Origin of the sequence: Pseudoalteromonas sp. T1lg10, assembly GCF_002964545.1 — a bacterium.
Classification (GTDB): Bacteria; Pseudomonadota; Gammaproteobacteria; order Enterobacterales; family Alteromonadaceae; genus Pseudoalteromonas.
In genome coordinates this window covers 450,732-477,307 of sequence record NZ_PQBV01000037.1, presented here as the reverse complement: position 1 = coordinate 477,307, position 26,576 = coordinate 450,732, and the positions used below count along the sequence as shown (strand labels likewise).

General features: G+C 50.5%; 20 protein-coding genes and 1 pseudogene. 15 read left to right on the top strand and 6 right to left on the bottom strand.

Annotated features, from left to right (window positions below; genetic code table 11):
• The first annotated feature begins 7 nt into the window (after positions 1-7).
• Positions 8-514: a CinA family protein gene (locus C2M17_RS10995; protein WP_105200796.1), complete on the top strand. Its 507-nt coding sequence runs from the start codon at positions 8-10 to the stop codon at positions 512-514.
• Positions 515-607: 93 nt separating this feature from the next.
• Entirely contained in the window at positions 608-1,657 is a 1,050-nt protein-coding gene (gene recA, locus C2M17_RS10990) for a recombinase RecA (protein ID WP_105190628.1), read from the top strand.
• A gap of 130 nt (positions 1,658-1,787) precedes the next feature.
• Here the strand turns inward: recA and C2M17_RS10985 are convergent, their stop codons facing one another.
• Positions 1,788-2,945 (bottom strand): DcaP family trimeric outer membrane transporter, encoded by a 1,158-nt coding sequence (locus tag C2M17_RS10985; RefSeq protein ID WP_105200866.1) that lies wholly within the window; start codon positions 2,943-2,945, stop codon positions 1,788-1,790.
• Between the two features lie 304 nt (positions 2,946-3,249).
• Here C2M17_RS10985 and acs point away from each other — a divergent pair, with 304 nt between their 5' ends.
• Both acs and C2M17_RS10975 read left to right on the top strand, forming a co-directional pair.
• Entirely contained in the window at positions 3,250-5,190 is a 1,941-nt protein-coding gene (gene acs, locus C2M17_RS10980) for an acetate--CoA ligase (protein ID WP_105200795.1), read from the top strand.
• A gap of 91 nt (positions 5,191-5,281) precedes the next feature.
• Positions 5,282-5,935: a response regulator transcription factor gene (locus tag C2M17_RS10975; protein ID WP_105200794.1), complete on the top strand. Its 654-nt coding sequence runs from the start codon at positions 5,282-5,284 to the stop codon at positions 5,933-5,935.
• Positions 5,936-6,005: 70 nt separating this feature from the next.
• Here the strand turns inward: C2M17_RS10975 and purU are convergent, their stop codons facing one another.
• Together purU and C2M17_RS10965 are read right to left on the bottom strand one after the other, a co-directional pair.
• Positions 6,006-6,839, bottom strand: a complete 834-nt coding sequence (gene purU / locus C2M17_RS10970) for a formyltetrahydrofolate deformylase (protein WP_105200793.1) — start codon at positions 6,837-6,839, stop codon at positions 6,006-6,008.
• Between the two features lie 72 nt (positions 6,840-6,911).
• Positions 6,912-10,343 carry a PAS domain-containing hybrid sensor histidine kinase/response regulator gene (locus C2M17_RS10965; RefSeq protein WP_105200865.1) on the bottom strand — a complete coding sequence of 1,144 codons (3,432 nt, stop codon included), beginning with the start codon at positions 10,341-10,343 and terminating at the stop codon, positions 6,912-6,914.
• A 331-nt stretch (positions 10,344-10,674) separates the two neighbouring features.
• On the opposite strand from C2M17_RS10965, the gene C2M17_RS10960 reads away from it, so the two are divergent.
• The 4 genes from C2M17_RS10960 (at position 10,675) to C2M17_RS10945 (ending at position 15,288) form a co-directional block, all read left to right on the top strand.
• Positions 10,675-10,938 carry a DUF4212 domain-containing protein gene (locus C2M17_RS10960; protein WP_105190622.1) on the top strand — a complete coding sequence of 88 codons (264 nt, stop codon included), beginning with the start codon at positions 10,675-10,677 and terminating at the stop codon, positions 10,936-10,938.
• An 11-nt stretch (positions 10,939-10,949) separates the two neighbouring features.
• Positions 10,950-12,674, top strand: a complete 1,725-nt coding sequence (locus tag C2M17_RS10955) for a sodium:solute symporter family protein (RefSeq protein WP_105200792.1) — start codon at positions 10,950-10,952, stop codon at positions 12,672-12,674.
• A gap of 116 nt (positions 12,675-12,790) precedes the next feature.
• Positions 12,791-14,641 (top strand): DUF294 nucleotidyltransferase-like domain-containing protein, encoded by a 1,851-nt coding sequence (locus C2M17_RS10950; protein WP_105200791.1) that lies wholly within the window; start codon positions 12,791-12,793, stop codon positions 14,639-14,641.
• 2 nt (positions 14,642-14,643) lie between these two features.
• Positions 14,644-15,288: a 3'-5' exonuclease gene (locus C2M17_RS10945; protein ID WP_105200790.1), complete on the top strand. Its 645-nt coding sequence runs from the start codon at positions 14,644-14,646 to the stop codon at positions 15,286-15,288.
• Here C2M17_RS10945 and C2M17_RS10940 read toward each other — a convergent pair.
• Entirely contained in the window at positions 15,275-15,670 is a 396-nt protein-coding gene (locus C2M17_RS10940; RefSeq protein ID WP_158677891.1) for a rhodanese-like domain-containing protein, read from the bottom strand. The two genes, C2M17_RS10945 and C2M17_RS10940, sit on opposite strands and share 14 nt — an antisense overlap.
• Before the next feature lie 258 nt (positions 15,671-15,928).
• On the opposite strand from C2M17_RS10940, the gene C2M17_RS10935 reads away from it, so the two are divergent.
• The 6 genes and pseudogenes from C2M17_RS10935 (at position 15,929) to csrA (ending at position 22,001) form a co-directional block, all read left to right on the top strand.
• A complete protein-coding gene (locus C2M17_RS10935) occupies positions 15,929-16,549 on the top strand; it encodes a GTP cyclohydrolase II (RefSeq protein ID WP_105200788.1) in 621 nt (206 codons plus the stop codon).
• A gap of 30 nt (positions 16,550-16,579) precedes the next feature.
• A complete protein-coding gene (locus C2M17_RS10930; protein ID WP_105200787.1) occupies positions 16,580-17,401 on the top strand; it encodes a BPSS1780 family membrane protein in 822 nt (273 codons plus the stop codon).
• On the top strand, positions 17,401-17,865 hold the full coding sequence (locus tag C2M17_RS10925) for a regulatory protein RecX (RefSeq protein ID WP_105200786.1): 465 nt from the start codon (positions 17,401-17,403) through the stop codon (positions 17,863-17,865). The genes C2M17_RS10930 and C2M17_RS10925 overlap by 1 nt, the downstream gene beginning before the upstream one ends.
• A 10-nt stretch (positions 17,866-17,875) precedes the next feature.
• Positions 17,876-20,475 (top strand): annotated as a pseudogene (gene alaS, locus C2M17_RS10920) (alanine--tRNA ligase).
• A 21-nt stretch (positions 20,476-20,496) separates the two neighbouring features.
• Positions 20,497-21,714 (top strand): aspartate kinase, encoded by a 1,218-nt coding sequence (locus tag C2M17_RS10915; protein ID WP_105200785.1) that lies wholly within the window; start codon positions 20,497-20,499, stop codon positions 21,712-21,714.
• Positions 21,715-21,806: 92 nt separating this feature from the next.
• Positions 21,807-22,001: a carbon storage regulator CsrA gene (csrA, locus tag C2M17_RS10910; RefSeq protein WP_105190613.1), complete on the top strand. Its 195-nt coding sequence runs from the start codon at positions 21,807-21,809 to the stop codon at positions 21,999-22,001.
• A 23-nt stretch (positions 22,002-22,024) separates the two neighbouring features.
• Here csrA and C2M17_RS10905 read toward each other — a convergent pair whose 3' ends face one another.
• Positions 22,025-22,504, bottom strand: a complete 480-nt coding sequence (locus C2M17_RS10905) for a YcxB family protein (RefSeq protein WP_105200784.1) — start codon at positions 22,502-22,504, stop codon at positions 22,025-22,027.
• Positions 22,505-22,541: 37 nt separating this feature from the next.
• Between C2M17_RS10905 and C2M17_RS10900 the strand changes: the two genes are divergently transcribed.
• On the top strand, positions 22,542-23,486 hold the full coding sequence (locus tag C2M17_RS10900; RefSeq protein ID WP_105200783.1) for a hypothetical protein: 945 nt from the start codon (positions 22,542-22,544) through the stop codon (positions 23,484-23,486).
• Between the two features lie 48 nt (positions 23,487-23,534).
• Here C2M17_RS10900 and C2M17_RS10895 read toward each other — a convergent pair whose 3' ends face one another.
• Positions 23,535-26,510: a TonB-dependent receptor domain-containing protein gene (locus tag C2M17_RS10895; RefSeq protein WP_105200782.1), complete on the bottom strand. Its 2,976-nt coding sequence runs from the start codon at positions 26,508-26,510 to the stop codon at positions 23,535-23,537.
• Positions 26,511-26,576 lie beyond the last annotated feature (66 nt).

Below are 26,576 nucleotides of genomic sequence, written 5' to 3'. Positions count from 1 at the left end.
GATGGTTATGAACTTACAACAAAGGTTTACTGCCAATACACAAACCCTTGCCGCGCAACTGGGCGTTATTTTAACGGATAAGCAGATGATGATCACTACCGCTGAGTCCTGTACCGGCGGCGGTATTGCTTATGCCATTACCGACACCCCGGGAAGCTCGCGTTATTTTGCCGAAGCCGCGGTGACCTACAGCAATGAGGCTAAGCAAGAACGCCTGGGTGTATCAGCGCAAACCCTGGCCCAATTTGGCGCCGTCAGCGAACAAACTGTGGTGGAAATGGCCCGCGGCGCAGCCCATGCGGCACAGGCGGATGTCGCCGTGGTGACATCGGGCATTGCCGGTCCGGATGGCGGCAGCGATGATAAGCCGGTGGGGTTAGTATGGTTTGCCGTGTACTTTGATCAGCAGGTCTATACCGAAGAGCGCTATTTTATGGGGGACCGCGCCTATGTACGCGAGCAGGCTATCAGTCATGCCCTGAGCATGGTGGTAAAAATTTTAGAATCTGCTTGATACTGTAATTTCATACAGTATACTAAGGTTCATTAAGTCAAGCGTTAATACCAAGCATTATGAGCTTGGCGGTCAATGATTTTGGAGAAAATAATGAACGATAACAAGCAAAAAGCCTTAAGCGCTGCGCTTTCACAAATTGAGCGCCAATTTGGTAAAGGCTCAATCATGAAGCTAGGCGACAGCCAGGCTTTGGATGTTGAAGCCATTTCTACCGGTTCACTGGGTATTGATATTGCCTTGGGTATTGGCGGTCTGCCTACCGGCCGTGTAGTGGAAATTTATGGTCCGGAATCATCGGGTAAAACCACATTGACCTTGCAGGTTGTTGCTCAAGCCCAGCGCCAGGGTAAAACCTGTGCCTTCGTTGACGCCGAGCACGCCCTTGACCCGGTTTATGCCGAGAAGCTAGGCGTAAATGTTGATGAGCTGCTTGTTTCTCAGCCAGACACGGGTGAGCAGGCGCTGGAAATTTGTGACATGCTGGTACGTTCGGGCGCCGTTGATGTAGTGATCGTCGACTCGGTAGCCGCACTAACACCAAAAGCAGAAATTGAAGGTGAAATGGGTGACAGCCACGTTGGTTTGCAGGCCCGTTTGATGTCGCAGGCATTGCGTAAGCTCACCGGTAATATCAAGCGTTCAAACACCTTGTGTATCTTCATCAACCAAATCCGTATGAAGATAGGTGTGATGTTCGGCAACCCGGAAACCACCACAGGTGGTAATGCGCTGAAGTTTTATTCATCGGTTCGCCTTGATATTCGTCGCATCGGCTCGGTAAAAGACGGTGACGAAGTAGTAGGTAACGAAACCCGCGTTAAGGTAGTGAAGAACAAGGTAGCACCGCCGTTTAAGCAAGCCGAATTTATCATCATGTATGGTGAGGGTATCTCTAAAGAAGGTGAGCTTATCGACCTGGGCGTGAAGCATAAGTTGATTGAAAAATCAGGTGCCTGGTATAGCTACAATGGCTCGAAAGTAGGCCAGGGTAAGTCGAACTCGATTAAGTTCTTAAAAGAGAATGTTGAGATTGCCAATGAGATCGAAGGCAAGCTACGTGAAATGCTGTTGCTAAAGGCCACCATTAAGCCGGAAGAGGGTGAAGTAAACTCGCTTGCCGAAGAGGTGGATGCCGAGTAAGGCATAAAGAATAAGAGTAAGTAAAACCAGCCCCAGGGCTGGTTTTTTTATGCCTGTTCTATGATGTTAGAAAAAAATAAAAAGCCGCCTCCCTTATAAAGGAATGGCGGCTTCTCTATGCTGAACGCAGTTAAAATGCGTACTTGGCGGAAAACTGCAGACGGTCTAAGTCGCCATCTGCACCACTTTCGGTTTCGCGCTCGGCATGCTTAAACTCGACCCCGAAGGTGAGTTTTTTCACCGGTGAGTACAGCAGGTTAGCACTGTAACTTACGCTGCTTTCGGTGGGGTCGCCGCTATACGCAAGTAGGTGAGTATTGTTGTCGGCGCTAAAGAAAGAATACAGGAAGGTAGAGCGCAGTTGCTCGTTCCAGTGGTGTTGATAGCCGATAAAGCCTGAGGTAGAGTCTATGGCATCCAAGCCATCACCATCGTAAACGGCGCCATGGGCCACGTTTAAGCCAATATAGCGACCCAGACCCTTACCATGGGTCAGCATAAATTTAATGCTGTCTTGACCCAGGTTATAACGCCCGGAAACACTGACACCATAAGAGGTTTCATCTTCGTCGGCGCCGCCTTGCTTGTAAGTGAGCTGGCGAGCCAAGCCGGTAACCACGATTTGGCCCCAATCGGCGTTATGGTTATAACGGGCGGTGAAATCCGGTAGGCTGGCATCGTCGGTTTCGACACGGGCGCCGTTAACCGTAATGGTGCTTTCCGGGTTTTCAACGGAAAAGGCCCAGTTACCGATACTGTAGCGTGCCTGCGCCTGACGTACGAACACGGTACCTTCTGCCGGGCCAACAAAATCTAGGGTTTCCGGTAGGGCAGAAACGTTTTGGAAGTTTGACCAAGCCTGACCAAAGAGCCAGCCATCATAAGTGATATAAGCCTGACGAATACGCGGAGAGTAAGAGTTGGTAACGCGTTCGTTACCGCCAATAGAGGCAATAAAATCCAGCTCTATTTTGGTATTTATGTTCTTGCCGTTGTCTAGTTTGGTGCTGGTACCAAAGTTAAAACGGGATTGGCGCGCATGCATATCAAATACCGCATCGCTGCCATCATCATCGCCAACCGGCGTGGTGCTGGGCACATAAAAGTCGCGGCCAATGCTGTCGCCGGAAATGGTTCCAGCCGAGTAGTCGCTCCACATGGCATCAAGCTTAATATAGCCGCCGTAGCTGACTTCTGTATTGCCTATGGTGGCAGCCTGGGCACTGCCAATTGCCGTACATACCGCAAGTGCAGTCAGTGTTTTCATCATTAATTTTTGTGTTGTCATCATCTTATCCTGTTGCAAGCTAGCTCAGAAAAAATGGTCCTTGATGGCTTTTTAGGCAATTATCTATTGGTCGTACGACTAAGGTATAGCGAGCGAAAAAGGTGAAGTTTTTCCTAAGAGAAGCGGAGACTAAGAACGCCTCTGCGGGCTAATTTGGCTAAGTATTTCGCACCATTTTTAGCAGGCGTTTTGGCGAAAACAGTGCTGTTTATAAAGATTTTATACTAAGGTCTAATACTGCAAGACGTGGCCCTGGGTAATGCTGTGGGCAGGCCTAAAGGCAACAAAAAATATGGAGACGGTTATGTCACAGAGCATTTATCCGGTTTTTGAAAACATCAAAAACAACGCATTAGTCGATAACGAAAAATACCAAGCTATGTATCAGCAATCCATCGACGACCCAGAAGCATTTTGGGCCGAGCACGGCCAGCGTCTAGATTGGATCACCCCTTACTCAAAAGTTAAAAATACCTCTTTCGATAAAGGCCATATCAGCATCAAATGGTTTGAAGACGGGCAACTAAACGCTTCTTACAACTGTATTGACCGCCATCTAAAAGATAAAGCCGATAAAACCGCGCTGATTTGGGAAGGGGATGACCCTAGCCAAAGCGAGCACATCAGCTATCAACAAGTTCATGACGAGGTGTGTAAACTGGCTAATGGCCTGCGCAAGCTCGGCGTACAAAAGGGCGACCGCGTTGCCATCTATATGCCGATGACACCACAAGCAGTCTACGCCATGCAGGCCTGTGCCCGCATTGGTGCGGTGCATTCCGTGGTGTTTGGTGGCTTCTCACCTTCGGCCATTGCCGATCGTATTAAAGACAGTGGCGCCAAGGTAGTAATCACTTCCGACGAAGGTCGCCGCGGCGGCAATTGTGTTCCGCTTAAAGCCAATGTTGATGAAGCGGTGAGTCAAGCCGGCGTCACTACGGTAGAGCATGTGATTGTGCATCAGCTGACCGGTGGTGAGGTGCAGTGGAATGATGTTGATATCTGGTGGCATGACCTGGTTGCAGACTTACCAAGCACATGCGAGCCGGAAGTGATGAATGCCGAAGACCCGCTCTTTATCCTTTATACCTCGGGCTCGACGGGTCAACCTAAAGGTGTTGTACACAGCACAGGTGGTTACCTGGTTTACAGCTCCATGACGCACGAATATGTGTTCGACCTGCATGAGGACGATATCTACTGGTGCAGCGCCGATGTGGGTTGGATCACAGGTCACAGCTATATAGCCTACGGCCCTATGGTGAATGGTTGTACTCAGGTTATTTTTGAAGGCGTGCCTACTTACCCAAGTGCTGGCCGCATGGGTGAAATCGTCGATAAACATCAGGTTACTATTTTATATACCGCACCGACTGCCATTCGTGCGCTTATGGCTAAGGGCGACGAGCCTACCGCCAGCTCAACGCGCACCAGTTTGCGTGTATTGGGCTCTGTGGGTGAGCCAATCAACCCGGAAGCCTGGGCCTGGTATTATGAGCGTATTGGTAACAACCAGTGTCCTATCGTCGATACCTGGTGGCAAACGGAAACCGGCGGCATCATGATCACGCCATTGCCTGGCGCTACCGATATGAAGCCGGGATCGGCAACCAGACCTTTCTTTGGTATCGCCCCGGCGCTATTTGACGCCGAAGGTAATACCCTTGAGGGAGCCGTGGATGGCAACCTGGTTATTCTTGATAGCTGGCCGTCGCAGGCACGTACCGTATATGGCGACCATGAGCGCTTTGAGCAAACTTATTTCTCTACTTATCCGGGAGTGTACTTTACCGGTGACGGTTGTCGCCGCGATGAAGACGGTTATTACTGGATCACAGGTCGTGTTGACGATGTACTGAACGTGTCCGGCCACCGCCTAGGTACGGCGGAAATTGAAAGTGCACTGGTTGCCCATGAGGCCGTGGCCGAAGCGGCTGTGGTGGGTTATCCGCACGATATCAAGGGCCAGGGTATTTATGTGTATATCACCCCTAACGAGGGGGTGGTGGTGAGCGACGAGCTGACCAAAGAGGTGCGTAATTGGGTTCGTAAAGAGCTTAGCCCTATTGCCTCGCCGGATATGATCCAATGGTCACCGGGTCTGCCGAAAACGCGCTCGGGTAAGATTATGCGCCGTATTTTACGTAAGATCGCCGCAAATGAGCACCAGCAGCTGGGAGATACCTCAACTCTGGCCGATCCAAGTGTGGTTGATGAGCTTATTGAAAACCGCTTGAATCGTTAATTAATCGTTAAGAGCTTGATTAAAGAATGATTCTAAACGTAGACTATCGGCTATTACCTTAGGTAATGGCCGATTTTTTTAGGAGCGCAGCATGAGTCAGTTTTTAATAGCGGACGATCACCCATTATTTAGAGAAGCCCTGAAAGGCGCGCTGACCAAGCAATTTGAGCCCTTGGAAGTGTTAGAGTCGGATACCTTCGACACCACCTTGGCGGTGCTTGATAAGCATGACGACCTGGATATCTTGCTGCTGGATTTGCATATGCCGGGCAATGGCGACTTGTACGGCCTTATCCGTATTCGTGAAGATTATCCCGATTTACCCATAGCCGTGGTCTCTGGCAGTGAGGACTTGCAGGTAGTTTCTAAGGTCATGGGTTATGGCGCCATGGGCTTTATTCCCAAGTCGTCATCGGCTCAGGAAATCGCCGACGCCATCAATGAAATCCTCGAAGGTGAGGTGTGGTTGCCTGCTGATATCAAAGACAAGGTGGAAGCCATCAGTGGTGAAGACAAGCAGCTTGCGGCCCAGGTTGCATCATTAACGCCACAGCAGTATAGAGTTTTAAGTTATTTACACGAAGGTTTGCTCAATAAGCAAATCGCCTATGAGCTGAATATTTCCGAAGCCACGGTGAAGGCGCATATTACCGCCATCTTCCGTAAACTCGGGGTGTATAACCGCACTCAGGCGGTACTTATTGCCTCCAAGTTGCAGCTTGAGGCCATGGAAAGCCAACAATAAAGAAGAATAAGGCTAACAGGCAAGGCCAGGAGTGCCTTGCCAGCAAGTGCAGCTCTAATCAAAAACCGCTCTAGTCAAAAACCACGGTGCGGTTGTCATTAACAAAGAGCTTATGCTCGGCGGCCAGCTCCAGGGCTTTACAAAACACCAGCTTTTCCACATCCCGTCCTTTTTTCGCCATGCTTTCGGCGCTGTCCGCATGGGTGACATTCGTTACCTGCTGCAAAATAATCGGTCCTTCGTCGAGCTCATTATTTACAAAGTGGGCGGTCGCGCCGATGATCTTAACACCGCGCTCAAAGGCCTGGTGATAGGGCCTGGCACCAATAAAGGCGGGCAGGAAGGAGTGGTGAATATTAATAATGCGCCCGGCAAAACGGGCAACAAATTCCGGGCTTAAAATGCGCATATACTTGGCCAGGCCAATCAAATCCGGATTGTATTCGGCAATTTTATCTGCCACCAGGCGGTCATGCTCACTGCGACTTAAGCCTTCATGGCTGATGCAGTGAAAGGGCATATGAAAGCCCTGTGCCAGGGGTTGTAAGTCCGGGTAATTGGCGATCACCGCCAGCACCTGAATATTCAAGGCCTGCTCAAAACACTTTAATAATACCCCGCCAAGGCAATGGGCTTCCTTGGTCGCCAACAAGACCACCTTAACCGGCTCGTCGCCATGGAGCGACAGTGTGGAGTTACTCGGTAAAATTGCTTGTAGCTGAGCCTCCAGGTCGATATTGCTAAAATCGCCATCGAGTTCGGTGCGCATAAAAAAGCGGCCATGGGCCTTGTCGACAAACTCATTGTTGCGGGTGATATTGAGACCATGCTCAAAGCACAGGCCGGTGATCTTGGCGATTAGACCTTCTTGGTCCGGGCACTGCGCCAGTAAAACCTTTTTCATTCCTCATTCCTGTTTGTGTTACACGAATTGCCATTATGCTCAGGGTTTCGCGATAATGGCAATTGTGCTTTTTTATAAGGAATGATTTAGCAGGGCCTTTAGTTTAGCGGGCTTAACCGGTTTGGAGAGATAATGCACACCGGCATTTTTTGCCGCCAGTTTTAACTGGTCGTCGCGCACCGCAGTGATCAAAATAGCGGGTATCTCTTTGCCTCTCAGGGCCCGGATCTTGGCTATCAGAGCCAGGCCATCATCGCCCTCACCAAGCTGGTAATCCATAAAGATAATATCGATATTGGTGTCGCTCTCGACCACAGCCAGCGCTTGCTCAGCCCCTTGGCAACCATGACAGCGGGCGCCCCATTTGTTCAGTAGATGACGCATGGCTTCTATATTGGCGGCCTCATCATCGACCACCAGTACATCATAATGAGATTGAGCCGCAGCTGTGGTTGCCGGAAGACTTGAACCTTGAATCCGAGCCAGCGAGCCGTAGGGCACTTCTACCTTAAAGCAACTGCCCTTACCGAATTGTGAGCGCATGGTCAGGGGATGGGAAAGCAGCTCGGCCATGCGTTTTACCACCCCAAGCCCAAGGCCGACACCCTTGTTGTCGCCGGACTCAACGCGATAGAAATCATCGAATATTTTTTTCTGTTCATGATCTGAAATGCCCAGACCCGTATCCCACACCTCTATACTGAGATGGTGTTTACGGCGGCGACAGGCAACCAGCACCTTGCCGCTTGGGGTATATTTCACCGCGTTGGAAACCAGATTCTGAATGATGCGGCGCAGATAGGTGGTATCGCTGTGGACCACCTCATTGCTCGAACGCAGGGTCAGTTTCAGACCCTTGTCGGCACATAAAATGGCGTATTCATTGACCAGGGGCGTAAGAATATCGTCGATATGAAAGTGGCGTGGCGTGGGCGACATGGCGCCTTGGTCGAGCTTGGCAATATCGAGCAGGGCCGACATCAGGTGCACTGTACTGTCCAGACTGTCACCGAGCTTGGCCAGGCTATTGGCGTTGTGGGCGCTTAGCTCCTGCTCGTCCATGGACGCCAGATACAGGCGCGCGGCATTGAGGGGCTGGAGAATATCGTGGCTGGCCAGGGCGAGGAAGCGGGTTTTACTGTCGTTGGCATGTTCCGCTTCTAGTTTTGCCGCCTTCAATGCCTGCTCGATTTGCTCCCTGCTGGCGATTTGCGCCTTAAGATCCTGGTTCATAGCGCGTACTTCCTGGGTCCGTGCCTCGATGCGGTTTTCCAGATCCATGTTGATCTCTTCCAGGGCGTTTTGCGTCTCCATGTGTGCGGTAATATCGGAAAAACTGGTCACAAAGCCGCCGTCCGGCAGCGGGTTACCAATCATTTCAAACACCTGGGCGTTGCGGCGATGACGAATAAAGTGATGGGGGGTGCCGTTACGCAGGTGTCGCACCCGTTTTTCCACATGCTGTTCAATTTCGCCGGGGCCGCATTCACCGCGCATGGCGTTATAGCGGATCACCTCTTCTATGGGCTGACCTTGCTGTAAGAAGCCGTCGGGGTAGCCAAACATCTGCGCGTAGCGCTTGTTCCAGGCCACCAGATTAAGGTCCTTATCGACGACGGAAATACCTTGGCTCAGATTTTCTAACGAGGTAAACAAGAGGTTCTGGTTAAAACGCAGCGCCTGCGTGGTTTCGTCGAAAAAGTTGACCACTTCTTCAAAGGCCAGGCGTTTGCCACTGGCCACGGTTTGTATCAAGGCTTGTGCCGAGGAGGCGCCAAGCACCCCGGTCAGGGCGCGCTCGCAATAGGCGATAAATTCATTGCTTGGTTGGGCATTGTTGTCGTCTATATCTTCGCTCAGGCTGTAATGAGCCAGCACCTGGGTACTACGCTGGGCGCCGAGGAAGGTTTGCAGCAGCACTTTAAAGTCATACACAGTGGCATCAACGTTCTTATTCAGACGCTTGGCAAAGTTCAGTTGCTCCATGGGATTAACAAAGGCGGCGGCCTGAATGCGGTCGATAAGGCGCTCCTGAGCCCCTAAAGAGAAGCTGATATAGCAGCAGATATTGGCAAACAGGGCGATGAGGGTGCCCTGGGTAATTAGATTTTGCTGGGCACCGCTGTCGAGTGCCGTGGTGGCGCTCAGAATAGGGATGAGCAGGAACAGGGTCCAACAGACTACACCGGCGGTCAGGCCCGCATACACGCCATAGGCATGGCCCTTACGCCAATACAGGCCGCCGACTATTGCCGGCAGTAACTGGGTGACTAAAGAAAATGCCACCAAGCCCATGGAGGCCAGGGTTTCACCATGACCAAAAAACTGCTGATAGAGATAAGACAGCAGCAATATGGCGCCTATGGTAAAGCGTCGCACCAGTAAGATACGCGAGCGATAGCTGGTGTTGATATGGCTGCGGCGGAACTTACGTTTCAGTAACAGCGGCAGTACCACGTCATTGGAGATCATGGTGCTCAGGGTCAGGGTCGCTACCACTATCATGGCGGTGGCCGCTGACAGGCCGCCGATAAAAACAAAGGTAGTCAAAACACTGTGACCGCTGCTCAGCGGCAGTGCCAATACAAAGCTGTCGGCGCTATGGCCATGGCCAATTTCCGGCATTATGGCGGCGCTGGCGATGGGAATAATCATCAGCGCAATAAGTAGTAAATACAGGGGGAAGGCCCAGCGTGCCGTGCGCAGATGGCGGATATCCTGGTTATCAACCACGGTGACATGAAACTGGCGTGGCAAGCAAATGATGGCCGCCGCCGCCATCAGGGTCTGGCCGATAAAGCCAAAACTCAGTACCTGGGAGTTCCGCCAGTGTTGCCATACGCTATCGAGTGAAACGCTCTGGGGGAGGCTGTAAAAGGTATATAAAGCGAGACCGGCGACAAAGACCAGGGCAATAAGCTTTACCAGGGATTCAAAAGCCACCGCCAGCATCAAACCGGAGCGGTACTCGGTCACATCCACCTTGCGGGTTCCGAAGAAGATGGCGAACACCGCCATGATCAGGGCTCCGCCCAGAGCCAGCACAGGGCCTGAGATCTTGGAATCTCCCGATAATAAGATAAAGCTGCTGGAGAGCGCCTTAAGCTGTAGGGCGATATAGGGAATGGTGGCCATCAGGGCGATAAAGGTCACTAAAATCGCCGTCAGTTGCCGTTTGCCGTAGCGCGCCGAGATAAAGTCGGCAATGGTGGTGATATTTTGCTTTTTACTTACCAAGACGAGTTTGCGCAGGAAGCCCTGAAAGAAGACAAACAATAAAATGGGCCCGAGCAAAATTGGCAAGTAGTGCCAACCATCACTGGCGGCTGTGCCCACCGAGCCGTAGTAGGTCCAGGAGGTACAGTAGATCCCGATCGCCAAGGCATACACAAAGGGGTGATGGCTGATGTACTTGGCCCAGGGTGTGGTTTTGTCGCCCCAGTTGGCTAACCAAAACAACACGGAGATATAGGCCAGAGATACAAGAATTAAAGCTAAGGTCATGGTGTAAGGGTTATTTTTATAAGTACCTCTACCATAGCAAAAGCCCATGGCGAATAGCAGTGCTTTTGTCGCGCACTGGCATGCGACTAAGGGTTATTAGACTAATGTATAAATGCCAAAAAATGCCGTGCCAACCATTTCCTTAATAGCTAAAAAATTCATTATCCATATGTTTTTATTAGTTATTTTTTATTTTGTTCTTCTCTCCCATTAAAGGTTAACTTTTTGTTACGACTAAGGTCTGAATTTCCTCTTGGCCAAGCATTGCTAGATTCAAAAGTGATGATAACAACCGTTCATGCCTTTGGGTGTGATGTAAAGGGGATACAAAATGGCTTTTAAAGATGCAGAACATGCGAAGGCCTATTGGAGTGAAAACCTCAGCCTGGTATTTAAATTACTGGTGGTGTGGTTTGTCGTTTCTTTTGGCTTTGGCATTTTGTTAGTCGACGTACTCAACGAAGTACGATTCTTTGGGTTTAAACTGGGCTTTTGGTTTTCACAACAAGGCGCAATTTACACCTTTGTAGCTCTTATTTTTGTCTACGCATACAAAATGAATGCGTTAGATAAGAAATACGGCGTAGACGAATAAGGAGCAAAATGATGGATGTTCAAGGACTTACCTTTTTAATTGTTGGCCTGAGCTTTGCGCTCTATATAGGTATCGCCATTTGGGCGCGTGCCGGCTCAACCAATGAATTCTATGTTGCCGGTGGTGGCGTACCACCCTTAGCCAATGGTATGGCTACGGCCGCAGACTGGATGAGTGCAGCCTCGTTTATTTCCATGGCGGGGATCATCTCCTTTGCCGGTTATGATGGCGGTGTATATCTTATGGGTTGGACCGGTGGTTATGTACTGCTGGCGCTGTGCCTAGCACCTTATTTGCGTAAATTTGGCAAGTTTACGGTGCCGGATTTTATCGGTGACCGTTACTACTCACAGGCAGCCCGTGTGGTCGCTATTTTCTGTGCCATCTTTATCTGCTTTACCTACATCGCCGGTCAGATGCGTGGTGTGGGCGTAGTATTCTCGCGCTTCCTGGAAGTAGACATTGAAACCGGTGTATATATCGGCATGGTGATCGTATTCTTCTACGCCGTACTTGGCGGCATGAAGGGCATTACCTACACCCAGGTTGCTCAGTACTGCGTGCTGGTATTTGCCTACCTGGTACCTGCTATCTTTATTTCCTTGATGATGACGGGTCACCTGTTGCCACAAACCGGTTTCGGCGGCACCTTATCCGACGGCTCCGGACTCTACTTGCTCGATAAGCTTGACGGTCTCAGTACCGAGCTCGGATTTGCCCAATACACCGAAGGCTCCAAGAGTATGGTTGATGTCTTTGCCATTACCGGCGCGCTAATGGTGGGTACCGCAGGTCTGCCTCATGTAATCGTACGCTTCTTCACTGTACCTCGCGTTCGTGATACCCGTATCTCGGCGGCTTGGACCCTGGTCTTTATTGCCATCGTCTATACCACGGCTCCGGCGGTTGCATCATTCGCTCGCGTGAACATGATCGACACCATCAATGGTAAAGACGGCAGCGGTACCTTGTATGAAGAAGCACCGCAGTGGATTAAAAACTGGGAAAGAACCGGCCTTATCACCTTCAACGACAAGAATGAAGATGGTCGTATGAACTATTCGGCGGGTGACATTAATGATCCAGCCAGCGCCAATGAAGTGAAGGTTGACCGCGATATCATGGTACTTGCGAACCCTGAAATTGCCGACCTGCCAGCCTGGGTTATTGCTTTGGTAGCCGCCGGTGGTATTGCCGCAGCGCTATCGACAACCGCAGGCCTGTTACTGGTTATTTCTACCTCGGTTTCTCACGATTTGTTAAAACGTACCTTGAAACCGGATATCAACGATAAGCAAGAGCTGTTGGCGGCGCGTTTGGCGGCCATGGTAGCCATTGGTATCTCAGCCTACTTTGGTATCAACCCGCCTGGCTTTGTGGCCTCTGTGGTGGCCTTTGCCTTCGGTCTGGCGGCGGCGAGTTTCTTCCCAGCCATTATTATGGGGATTTTCTCAAAACGCATGAACAAAGAAGGTGCCATTGCCGGTATGGTAACGGGTATAGGTTTCACCGCCGCATACATCATCTACTTCAAGTTTGTTAGCCCAGAGCTAAACAGTGTCGAGCATTGGCTATTTGGTATCTCACCTGAAGGTATCGGCCTTGTGGGTATGCTGGTCAACTTCTTTGTTGCTGCCGTGGTGCAACGCATGACTGCGGAAACTCCGGATGAGATCAAAGAAATGGTTGAGGGCATTCGTAATCCTAAAGGTTCTGCAACGGCCCATTCGCACTAAGGTGTAGTAACCTAACTTGCAGATAACAAGCCCGACCTTAGACCAAGGTCGGGCTTTTTTTGTTGTTGAATAGGTCCTAGATTTAGTCTTGTTACCACATGTTTAGGACGTGGACTATGAGTGCCCAGCATCAGGATATTTTTGACTTTGTCAGCCAGCAGGCGCCATTTAACGCCTTGCCAGACTCTGCCTGCGATTATTTTACCCATCATTTAGAAGTAATTTATGTCACCCGGGAAAATCAGCATCAATGGCTGGATTCTGCCCATCCCAAGTTATTTTTACTTCGCAGCGGTGTTATTGAGCTGGTGGCCGCCGACGGCGAGCCTATTGCGCGCCTCACCGGGGGCGACTATTTTGGTTATCCCTCCTTGCTTAGCGGCGAGAGTATAAAAAACCGCATTGAGGTGAAGCGTGAAGCCCTGGTCTATATGCTCTCGCAAGCGGACTTCGATTATCTGCGCCACGAATATAAGGCGTTTGAACAATATTTTGTGCGTGCTCATTCAAACCGACTCTTGTCGTCTAAGTATCAGCACCATGGTGATAGTTGGTCGGAGCGCAAAATTGCCCAGTTGATGACGCGTCAGGCCATCACTCTGACCCCGGATGCCAGTATTCGTCAATGCGCGCAGACCATGAGCGAGCATAGGGTGTCTTCCGTTATGGTGACTCAGGGGGAGGGCCAGGAGGCTCGCTTAATTGGTGTGGTTACCGACCGGGATTTACGCTCGCGGGTATTGGCCGAAGGCGTGGACCCAGAGAGCAGCATTGCCGAAATCATGAGTGTGGAACCCAAGTTTATTTTTGAAAACAACCGGGTGTTTTCGGCCATGCACTTGATGCTCAAACACAATATTCACCACTTGCCGGTGCTTAACGAGCTGCATCAGCCGCTCGGCATGGTCACCTCTACCGACTTGCTACGCCAGCAAAAAAGCGACCCGGTGCAATTGATTGGTCGCATCTACAAGGCCAGCGGGGTTGCCGACTTAAAACGTTATGCTCAGGAAGTCCCCGAGCTACTTGAGGGTTTTGCCTATCATATTGATGACATCAGTTTGATTGGCAAGTTACTCAGTGGTATCAGCGATGCCTTGACCACACGTTTAATTCAGCTGTTTCAGCAGCGCCACGGCGATGCCCCGGCCCGCTTTAGCTGGATTTGCTTTGGCTCTCAGGCCCGCGAAGAGCAAACCCTGCACTCGGACCAGGATAATGGCCTGCTCTTGCCCAATGGTCTGGATGAAGAGCAGCGCGAGTATTTTAAGGCCATGGGGGAGTTTGTTTGCCAGCAGTTGGATGTGTGCGGTATCAGGCGTTGCCCAGGCAATATTATGGCCAGCAATGAAGCCTGCCGCCTGAGTCTGGATGGCTGGCTTGATAAGTTTGACCGCTGGCTGTCCAGTCCGACGCCGGAGGCCATGCTGAATTGCAAAATCTTCTTCGATATTCGTTTTATCAGCGGCTCGAGTGATTTGTTCGCCACCTTTAGCGAGGCCTTATCGGCGCTTAAACCCGATCAGTTCTTCTACCGCGCCCTGGCCAGTGAGTTAAATCTAAACTCGGTGCCCATAGGTCTGTTTAATCAACTTAAAACCGAGGCAGATGCCGAGCGCCATAAATACATAGATTTAAAACGCCGTGGCATAGTGATCATCAATGATATTGTTCGCCTCTATGCGCTGCAGGCCAATATTCGCCATGCCAGTACCTTGGAGCGCCTCGATGCGCTTAGCAAAACCCAGTGGTTGTCGAAAAAGGATATTTTTGATCTTAAGGATTGCTGGCGCTACCTCACCCAGTTGCGCCTGCGCGCTCAGCTTGATAATGAGCCGCTGCCCAGCAACTGTATCAACCCCGATGGCCTGACTTCCCTGGAGCGGCATCAATTAAAAGAGGCCTTTTATCTGGTGCGCCAGGCACAGCAAGCGGCAACCTTTAAATTTGCCCGCGGGAGTCTGTAACCATGACCTATTCCTGGTGGCAGCAAGTGAAGTCGCAGTTGGGGTTCGATCCCCATGGCTTGTCACGGCCTTGGACTAGTCATAGGTATGTGGTGGTGGATCTGGAGTTAACCGGTTTAAACCCCAGGGAGCATGAGGTGGTGTCGCTGGCCTGGGTGGTGATAGAGCAGCAAAGCATTAAGCTCAGTCAAAGTGGTCATTTGTTGCATCAGGGAGTATTGGAGCTGGCGCAGTCGCCTATTTACCACGGTATTACCGCCGAGCGCTTGCAGCTTGAGGGGTTACCCATGGCACAAATACTTGAGCGCTTTGGTGCCGTATGTGCCGACAGTATTTTGGTGTTTCACAACAGTTTGCTTGATACCCGTTTCTTGCAGCGGGTCTGCAAAGAGCACAAGGTGCAGTTACCTCGAATCACCTTAGACACCCTGAAAATTGAGCAAAGGCGCTTGGCACGCCAGGGCTCGGATATTGCCTTTGATGCCTTGTCCTTGGAAGCCTGTCGAGCGCGTTATGGCTTAATGGCGCACACGTCCCATGATGCGCTCAGCGATGCCTTGGCTACCGCTGAGCTGTTTTTGGCTCAGGCCAACCAGATCAGTAAGCGTGAACCTGTGCCTTTAAGCGCCTTGATCACGGCTGGGTAATCTCTGGCAATTGCTGCTTTTGCCAGCCCAGCCAATCGCCTTCAAGGTGGTACACTTGCTTAAAACCAAGCTCTTGCAAGGTACTGATGGCCATGGCTGCGCGGCGGCCGCTGCGGCAATAAACCACTATGGGGCGTTCTTTATCGAGCTCGGCGGCATGCTCCGCCAACACATTGTGGCTGATGTTAACGGCCCCCTTGATATGCCCTTGTTGATATTCTTCACTGGTACGCACGTCCAATAACTGCATTGGCTCGGCATTAAAGCGGTCAACCAAGAGTTGCTGCGCGGCTATATCTGTTGCTTCGCCTTGTGCCATACTTAAGGGCGAGCAAAAAAGTGCGATTGCGGCGATAAGCGCCGCGCCGGTGTTTTTCATCATAGATCTTCCCCTTGTTACTAAAACGCCTGAGCGCCGTTTATCCCAACCAACTGCTATTACCATCAGCTTCATGTTTTAACATTGTGGCTGCCAATAACCATAGCATAACTTTTTGTCGGTCTGAATTGTGTGTTTGCACGTCGCGAGGGCCACTTGTTTCGTGCTATCATTGCCGCCATTTACTAAGTAAAGCAGGCTGATCTTTGAGGTTGGCTTTGTTATATTATTACAATTGTTTATTGTACAGAGTGAGTCGTCGTGGCCGAAGTCAGAGCTAGGGTCCATTTAAATGTGGGCAAAAAAAGTGATATTCCTGCGGAAATCGTATCTTTTAGTGGATTAAAAGATGGTCAGGAACATGTTGCCTTAATTTTTAACCAAGCGGATGAGCAACAAACGCCCCTGATCCGTATGCACTCAGAGTGCCTGACCGGCGATGTATTTCACTCCAGCCGCTGCGATTGCGGTGAGCAACTTAATGAAAGCATCGAGCTTATGCATGAGCAAGGTGGGGTGCTTCTTTATCTTCGCCAAGAGGGTCGCGGCATTGGTTTGTACAATAAGCTCGATGCCTATGTGTTGCAGTCTCAGGGCATGAACACCTATGAAGCCAACAATCATCTTGGCTTTGCCGACGATCTGCGGGATTTCTCCGATGCTGTTTTAATGCTTAAGGCGCTTGGCATTAGCCAGGTCAAGCTGATGACCAATAATCCGAAGAAGCTCGATGCCCTGCGTAACAATGGCATAGAGGTTAAGGCCGTCGTTGGTACCCATGCGCATATCAAGGTGGGGCAAACCGGTAATCAGGCGTACCTGGAAACCAAAATAGCCCATGGTGCACACATGCTGGATATTAAAAAAATTAAGAAATCATAAGCGCAATACGCAAAAGGAAGATTAGTCATCATGTCGATAGAAATACGCGTGCACAAGGCCAGCTCGGGAGCCCGCTGGTATAAAGCAGGTTTGGATATTTTCCAACGCCAGCCGTTTATTTTTATGTTTATGTATATGTTTATTGCCGCTGTGGGCATGCTGGGCTTTGTCCTGCCGCTGCTAAAAATTCCGGCGGCCTTGGCCACGCCATTTTTATTGGCGGGTTTTTATCAGGCAGCCTTGCGCCGCCAAAAGGGTCATAAGGTTGCCTTTGCCGATATCCTGAATGTTTTTTCCCAACAGGGCAGACGCATGTTGCTGTTTCGTGTTGGTCTCTACCAAATGGGCGCGGCCTTGCTGTTAGGCATGGTGAGCAGCTTGCTGTTTGCCGATGCGGTGGCTGTGCTTAGCCAGCCGGATATCGACCCGCAAGTGGCGTTGCAAGAGTTAGCGCAAAGCTTCTCCTTCCCTGCGGTAGCCCTGATTTTAGTCCTCTTTAGCGTTTATTTGTGTGCTTTTGCCTTTGCCGTGCCCTTGGTTTATTTTGGCGGTCATACGTCAATGTGGGCGGTAATGAAGGCCAGCCTGCTGGCGTTTTACCGTAATATGGCGGCGATGACGGTTTATGGCCTGATCGGCGCCGGTCTGATGCTGGTCTGTGCGATTTTGTCTCTTATTCCTCTTCTTGTTGTTATGCCGATTTGCTACATTAGCTTATTCATCGCCTTTCAGGCGATATTTATGCCGCAATTACAGCAGCATGAAGGTGATAAGGGCGCAGTGGATAGGGCTCAAAATGAGCCGGCGAAGCCACAGGAGTCACATTCTTCCGATGGCCGGTTTGACGCTTAATGGATGAGCGCGAACAGCAAAAACAAAAGAATTATGTGCTCTGGTTACTGGGGCGGCAGGAATACAGCCGCAGGGATTTGCAGCGCAAATTGCAGCAACGTCAGGTACCAGAGGAGTTTGCCACCAAGCTGTTAGATTGGTGCGAGCAACAGGGATTTTTGGACGATAACCGCTATTGCGCCAGCTTTATTCGCCGGGCAATAGATAAGCGTCACGGGCCGCGCCGTATTTGTGCCGATGCTCAGCAAAAGGGTCTGGATAAAGACCAGGTGGCTGGAGCCTTGGCAGAAATGGACGTCGATTGGTTCGAACTGGCTCAAGAGGCCTACCAGCGTAAATTTAAGGCGCTGGGAAAACAACTAGATTATAAGGAAAAAGCCAAGCGTATTCGTTACTTAACGGCGCGTGGTTTTGACTACCAACAAATAGAATTTGCACTTGCAAGTGAAGCGACAGACGAGTGAGAAAAACGCAATGCAGCATTTGACGACCGCACAGCTAAGACAGAAGTTCTTAGATTATTTCGCCAAACACCAACATCAGGTGGTGCCTTCGGCCTCTTTGGTGCCGGGCAATGACCCCACCTTGTTATTCAACAACGCCGGTATGGTGCCTTTTAAAGACGTGTTCCTGGGCGCAGAAAAGCGTCCTTATACCCGTGCCGCCAGTGCTCAGCGTTGTGTTCGTGCCGGTGGTAAGCACAATGACCTGGAAAACGTAGGTTATACCGCCCGTCACCATACCTTTTTTGAAATGCTGGGTAACTTCAGCTTTGGCGATTACTTTAAAGAGCAGGCCATTGCCTTTGCCTGGAAGTTTTTGACCGAAGAGCTGCAACTACCGAAAGAAAAGCTGTGGGTGACCGTTTTCACCGAAGATGACGAAGCCGCCGATATTTGGATTAACCAAATTGGTGTGCCTAAAGAGCGCGTGTCACGCATAGGTGCAAAAGATAACTTCTGGTCTATGGGCGATACGGGTCCTTGTGGTCCTTGTTCAGAAATTTTCTATGATCACGGTGAGGAAGTCTGGGGTGGTCCTCCGGGCACGCCAGAAGAAGATGGCGACCGTTATATCGAGATCTGGAACCTGGTATTTATGCAATTTAACCGTCACGCCGACGGTACCATGGAGCCATTGCCGAACCCATCTATCGATACCGGCATGGGCCTTGAGCGTATTGCCGCTATCTTACAGGGCGTGCACTCAAACTATGAAATCGACCTTTTCCAGGCCCTGATCAGCTCAGCTGCTAAGGTGACTAATGCTCAGGATATGGAGACAAGTCGCTGCGCGTAATCGCCGACCATATTCGTTCATGTGCCTTCTTGGTACTCGATGGTGTTATGCCTTCGAATGAAGGTCGTGGTTATGTATTACGCCGTATTATTCGTCGCGCCGTGCGCCACGGTAATAAGCTGGGCGCCAAGGGCACCTTCTTCCACAAGATAGTGGCCGAGCTGGTGGCACAAATGGGTGATGCTTACCCTGAGCTGGCCCAGAAGCAGGGCATTATCGAGAAAGTATTACGCATCGAAGAAGAGCAGTTTGGTAAGACGCTTGAGCGTGGCCTGGCGATTCTTGAGGAGCACTTGAGCAGCTTAGAAGGGGATGTGATCCCGGGTGATGTGGTCTTTAAGCTTTACGATACCTATGGTTTCCCGGCGGACTTAACCGCGGATGTGGCGCGTGAGCGCTTTTTGACCATAGACGAGAAGGGCTTCCAGGAATGTATGGATGTGCAGCGCAAAAAAGCCCAACAAGCGGGCAAGTTTGGCGCCGACTACAACAATCAATTACGCTCGGATAAGTCGACCGAATTTAAAGGCTATGATGCTCAGCAGCACAGCGCCACGGTAGTGGAAATGTTTGCCGCCGGTGAGAAGGTCAGCCTGCTTAACGATGGCGAAGAAGGGATAGTGATCCTTAACCGCACCCCTTTCTATGCCGAGTCTGGTGGTCAGGTGGGCGACACAGGTGTGCTGGCTACTGCCAACGGTCAGTTTATCGTTACCGATACGCAAAAACTGGGTAATGCCTTTGCTCACCACGGTAAGGTGGTAGGGCAGATTGGTGTGAACGACAAGGTGGATGCGCGCATCGATGCCGAGCGTCGCGACCGCATTAAGAAAAACCACACTGCGACTCACCTTATCCATGAAGCTTTGCGTCAGGAGTTGGGTGAGCACGTAAACCAGAAAGGTTCATTGGTGCAAGCGGATCGCCTGCGCTTTGACTTCTCGCACTTTGAAGGTGTGACGCCAGAGCAATTACAGCGCGTTGAAAAGAAAGTGAATGACGAAATTCGTCATAACTTTGCGCTGCAAACCGAGTTGATGGCCATAGATGCCGCCAAGGAAAAAGGTGCCATGGCGCTGTTTGGCGAAAAGTATGATGACGAAGTGCGTGTTGTTAGTATCGGCGACTACTCAATTGAGCTGTGTGGCGGTACTCACGTGGAGCGTACCGGTGATATCGGCTTATTCAAGATAGTTTCCGAAGCGGGTATCGCTGCGGGCGTACGTCGTATTGAAGCGGTGACCGGTGCCGACGCCCTAAACCATATTGCGGCGCAAGAAGAGAAGCTAACGCAAATCGCGGCGCTGTTGAAAGCGGATAGCGGCAATGTACTGGATAAGGTTCAAGGCCTGTTAGAGCGCTCTAAAGGCTTGGAAAAGCAGGTAGCTCAGCTCAACGACAAGCTTGCTAGCGCTGCTGGTGCCTCGCTGCTAGACGGCGCTAAAGACATCAATGGCGTTAAGGTATTGATTGCCAATGTGGCCGGTACAGAAAGCAAAGCCCTGCGTGGCATGGTTGATGATCTGAAAAACAAAATGGGTTCAGGCATTATCGCCCTGGGTGTTGCCGATGGCGATAAGGTTAGTTTGATCGCCGGTGTAACCAAGGATCTGACAGGTCAATTTAAGGCTGGAGAACTGGTTAACCATATGGCTGCTCAGGTTGGTGGTAAAGGTGGTGGTCGTCCCGATATGGCTCAGGCCGGCGGTACACAACCAGAACACCTTGACGCTGCCCTAGCCAGTGTTGAGGGCTGGGTGAGCGAACGCGGTTAATAGCGGGCTGTATTAAACACAGTGGCGCTTTTAGTCCAAAAATTCGGCGGCACCTCGGTTGGCTCTATTGAGCGGATTGAGGCGGTCGCCGATATTATTATTCGCCAACGGCAACTCGGTCATCAGGTGGTGGCCGTGGTATCGGCCATGTCCGGGGAAACCAACCGCTTGTTGGCATTAGCCGGTCAAGTGGATGACAGGCCCAGTACGCGAGAACTCGATGTGCTGGTCAGCACCGGCGAGCAGGTAACTGCCTCGCTCTTGTCCATGGCGCTGATCCGCCGCGGTTATCCGGCGGTAAGCCTGCTCGGCGATCAGCTGGGTATGAATACCGACAACCTCTTTACCAAGGCTCGCATACTGGATATCGACACTCGCCGTCTGCGCCAGGAGCTGCAGCATGGTCGCATCGTTATTGCCGCCGGTTTTCAAGGTCGTGATAGCGAAGGTAATATTACCACTCTAGGCCGTGGCGGCAGCGATACCTCGGCGGTGGCCATTGCCGGGGCGCTTAACGCCGAAGAATGCCAAATCTACACAGACGTTAATGGTGTCTACAGTACCGATCCCCGTGTTGAACCCAAAGCGCGACGCCTCACCAGCATTGGCGTACCAGCTATGTTGGAGATGGCCAGCTTAGGGGCCAAGGTGCTGCATATCCGTGCCGTTGAGGCAGCGGCTCAGTATCGGGTGCCGTTACGGGTATTATCCAGTTTTGACCCCGACCAGGGCACTTTAGTTTTAAGCGATGAGGACGAGCCAATGCCACAGCAAAATGTGTCGGGTATTGCCTTTAAAAGGGAACAAGCGCTCATTTTTCTAAATAATTGTGACGCAAATCCAGCAACTTTGGCGAATATACTAGAGTTGTTGGCCCATAAAGGCATAGAAGTCGATGTTATTAATCAAGTTAATCAAAAAGTTGGCAAAGTAGACTATGCTATAAGTATACCCAGCTTAGAGTTGCGAGAAGCGCTAGTTGCGTTATCAAATAGCGACCAATTAGCTGGCGTAAATATCACCACTCGGGACGATTTAGCCATGCTTTCTTTGGTGGGTGTGGGTATAAAAACAAATGCATCGATAAGCAGTCAGTTCTTTCGAGTTTTTGCTGACGAGAATATCGAGGTATTTATTGCAAGCTCTGGAGAGATAAAGCTTTCGGTACTGATCGAACGGCAATATTTAGAGCTTGCAGTAAGGGCACTGCATGCAAAATTTGGCATGGCAGATGAATAATTAAGCAAAGTTTTACTTACTTTTATAGTAATTATTCATTAAAATGCCGTTGACGGAATTTTTGACTAATTTGGAATAATGGGAGCAAGAGAATGCTAATTCTTACTCGTCGCGTTGGCGAAACCCTGATGATAGGTGACGAAGTCACGGTTACCGTATTAGGTGTGAAGGGTAACCAGGTACGTATTGGTGTGAATGCGCCTAAAGATGTATCTGTACACCGTGAAGAAATTTATATGCGAATACAAGCGGAAAAATCGGGTTCATCGAATCCGGGTAATGAATAATACCGCTGATTACTAAGCCACTTTTAAAGTGGCTTTTGTTTTTTCTGAGCCAGTATAAATTCCTTTACTTGGTCATTTAATATGGCGTTGCTCAGATAATGGCGGTAGCCCTTATTGGTCACCAAGACTAGGCCTTTCTCTGTGCTCACAGTCTCGCTGATATTGGTCCAAGCCAAGGTGCGGGTTTTACCGTTTGCCGTGGTGCTGATCCCTTGCTCATCGATTTTTAGTTCAACCTCATGACCGGCGGCGCGAGAAAGGCGTTGACGGGCTACCCACCAGGCCTTTTGATAGCGATACGCCACCATCTCCAGCAAGGCCAAGGCAAATAAAAAATAGCCTACATAGTTGTTTTGCAGCTTTAGTATGCTAAACAGGGCGAGGGCAACCAAAAGCAGGATTAAACCATATTTGGGCTGTTTGCGATTGCTCAATGGTAACGATTGCTCGTAGCTTTCGAGGAAGTAGTCTTTGTCTAAGATGTAAGTGGTGGTGTAGTTCATATTCGCTCGCTTAAGCCACTGCAAAGTAAGGGATGTTATGCGTATTTTATTTTTTATGGCGGCACTGTTTATAAGCTTGGCCGGCTCGGCTCACGCCGCAGCGCAGCAATTTTTAGTCTTGGGTGATATGCCTTATACACCCATCGACGAGGCTCTGCTCAGTGCCCCTGATGGGCGATTATACCAAGCGATACAGCAAACCCCACACCTATTTGTGGCCCATGTGGGGGATTTAAAATCCGGCTCCCTGCCTTGCACCAATGACTTGCTGCAAAAAAATTATAACCTGGTGGCGCAATTAACCCGTGCGCCCTTTGTTTATACGCCCGGCGACAATGATTGGACAGATTGTGACAGGCCGGCTCTGGAGCCCGGTTTCGATGAGCTAGAGCGCCTTGCCTATATTCGTAAACACTTTGCTCAATCCCAGCTTTCGCTGCCTGATTATCAAAGACAGCAGGAGCAGGTGGAAAATCAGGCCTGGCGCTTTGATGGCGTACAGTACCTGACCCTGCATGTGGTGGGCACCAATAATGGTCGCTCGCAAATATTAAAAAGCTCGCCACAAAGCGCTATTGCCGCCGCCGAGCGCCGCGATAAATACAATATGCAGTGGCTCGCATCTGAGCTGGAAGGCGATGTTAACGCTGCGGTGATCTTTATGCAGGCGGATATCTATGCCGCCAATAACTATGGCGCACCTTGCACACAAGAGTTACAGCAAAACTGTGATGCGTTAGCGCTATACCGTCAGCACCTGGATACCCTGGCCGAGCAAGTGGCATTTCCCATTTTGCTGGTGCATGGCGATACCTCTGAGTTTTGTTTCTCGCAGCGCAAGTCCGGGTTATGGCATCTCAATGCCCCTGGCGATTTTCGCGTATTGGATGTTGCCAAGGTTCAGGTGCAGGACGCGCAGACGAAACCTTTTGTGGTCAGTACACTGATTCAGCCTGGTCAGGCTATTCCAAAGTGTGAGTAATAAAAAAGCCGCGCTTAAGCGCGGCCTTGGGATGTAAAAATCGGGAGTTTAGAATTGGAAGCGAACGCCCAATTTAAACTTACGACCCAGTACGTCATAGCTACTTGGGAAGGTGTTACCCGAGTTAAAGCTGGTGCCACCTGCCTCACCACCTACAACCGGTGGCTCTTTCTCAAAGAGGTTATCCACGCCTAGGCTGGCGGTAATATTGTCGGTGATATGGTAGTTGGCATAGAGATCGAAGTAGCTGTAGGAACCGATACTTCTGAACCTAGGATCATAGTTTGGTACGACGGTACGATAAGGCTCAACATCTATACCATCCATATAGCGCCATTGTAGTGATACCGTAAAGTCATCCATGGCCCAGGTGGTACGCTGTACCGCACGCAGTTCGGATAGAGGATCGCAGTTGGTGCTGTAGTAACCCTTACAGTCGATAACACGGGCCGTCTCCGCACTTTGCGATTCCTGAGTCAGGTACTTGTTAACTGTACCTGAGAACTGTAGTTCACCCCAGTTATCCATAGGCCAGGCAAAGTTAAAACCAAGCTCTATGCCTTCGGCGCGAAGGTTTTTAAGGTTAGTGGTATATTGTTCAATACCTGCACCGGCAACGGTTAGGCCACCGCCAACACGTTGAATCTTGGCACATTGTTCGGCATCGCCTAATGTGTAACAGGCAGCAAGAATTTCATCAACAGTGAACTCACCTATGATGTCGTCGATATCTATATCGTAGTAGTCCAGACTGATGGTGAAATTTTCCAAGGTATCGAACTCGGGTGTCCAGACAATACCCGCGGTAAAGGTGCTAGCATCTTCCGCACCCGGTGGGTTAGCTGGATCGCTTCCGGAAATAACTTGCACCTGGCCTGAGATAAAATCTTGAACGTTACCTACTTGAGCAGCTGTCATGCCAGTAGACTCACAGAGCGCTCGCAAAGTTGAATCCGTTGCCAATCTTTCTGCATTGGTCACCGAACATGGATCGCTACCTGCGTTGTCCAGACCTGTCACCACGGGAGCGGCGATTTCACCCACGTTTGGTGCCCGCGTTGCTTGTTGTTGCATTACCCGTACCAGTACAGAGCTGACCGGACGCCAGTTAACACCTAGTTTCCAGGTTTCGTTTGAGCCCACGGTATCGTAATCGGCCCAGCGGAAACCAAACTCAACATCCAATGTTTCAGCAAAGGCCATACCGTCGAGTATGGGTAGATAACCCTCAAGGAAGAACTCATCAACGCTAAAGCCGCCTTCTATGGGGAGTCGGTTACCACCGGCACCGCCTTGACAGCTGGCTGGGGCGAGCTTCAAACACTCATCTGGCTCAAACAGGCCTTTTTCCTTACGGTACTCATAACCGAAACTCATGGCTAAAGGCGCACCGGCACCTGGGATTTCGATGAACTCCACCGGACCATTGATGGTGGCAGTGGCAATACGTTGACTGTATTTCTGTTGTTGTAGGGCAATAGCGGTAGCATAGCCGGCCATTTCATCGGTAATGGTACCGAAACCACCAAACAGGTTGATGGGCACACAGGTGGCATCGCCATTCAAACAGGTTACACCATCAGCGGTATCCAAGGCGTTCTGGATGTTAGTCAGGTTAGTATAACCGCCACGCACCGTGGTACGGTTTGACTCGCCGTATTGGAAGCTTACATCATATTGCCAATCGTCAAAGACGTAGCCATTCACACCGGTAACGAATTGGAACAAGGATGTATCGTAACGCTCGGTACGCGCGCCTAACTCTAAGGTACGACGGCGCAGCTGCACGGTAAGATAATCTTCTTCATCCACCATACCGTTGTCGTTAACGTCATTCCAATTGCTGCCATCAAGTAGTCCGTTGGCCAAGGCACCATTCCCTGCATCTATCATAAATTGACGGGCTTGGTCGCCAATCAGAGGGTTAAACAGGGGGAGTTGAAATGCCGAACCAAAGGTACCCGATGGCGCTACCTGGGTATCAACCGAGATAGAGCTGTAGGTTAGTGATGAATAGACTTCATGTTCTTCGGTCAGGTTATAGCGCGCCAGCGCGGTACCCGAGTAACGCTCAGAAGGGGTTTGATAGAAGTTATAAGGGTTGAAGTTAAATACACTACAGCTATCCGCTGCCAGCGTGCCATCGTTTCTAAATTGTCCCGATGAACTGGCGCCACCACCAACAATGGCAAAGCGTGTCGGGATAGCCGTTGTTGAACCGCCGCTTTCTACCGAGTTAGGTGCCTCACACTCAGGTGGAGCCGGGATTGGGGGCTCGCCATTTAAGAATTGCTCATAGTTGGCACCGCTTTTGGTTTCTATACCTAAGAGGCCGAGCGGGCGATCACCCAGGCGGATTTCCTTACGTTTGGTCCAATCTAATGACAACACCACGTTACCGCGATCATCGGCCAGGTTAGAACCTATGGTTAGCGAGATATTGTCTTTATCGCCATCATTGTCACCGGTCTCCTGGTGCGAGGTATTGAGGGCTATCCCTTCAAAATTCTCTTTAAGGATAAAGTTAACCGCACCGGCGATAGCATCAGAGCCATATACAGCCGAGGCACCACCAGTTACCACATCGATACGCTCTACCAGAGCTGCAGGGATTACCGAGGTATCTACCTCGCCATCGTAGTTAAAGGGGATCATCCGACGGCCATTGACCAGGATAAGTGAACGTTCCGCGCCAAGACCACGCAGGTTAACCGTGGCAGCACCGGCTGAACCATTGTTCACGTTACTGCCGTCACCGGGAATGGTGGACGGCAAGGTACGTAGTACCTGCTCTACTTCAGGCTCTTGTTGAAAAGCAAGTTCTTGCTCGCCGATAGAGGTAATGGGGCTGGCGGATACGGCACCAGGTTGACGGATACGACTACCGGTTACGGCAATCACTTCGATATCTTTGTCGGCCTCTTCTTCGCCCGCGGCTTGTGCCTGAGGGGCAATAAAGGCCATAGAGGAAATGCTAACGCCGAGCGCGAGTTGAAGCGCCAGCGCAAGTCTGGATTTTAACATTGTCTTTCTCCCTAGTTATTAGATAGTTCTAATACATCAGGGACAATCAAACTGCGGTTGTTCCTA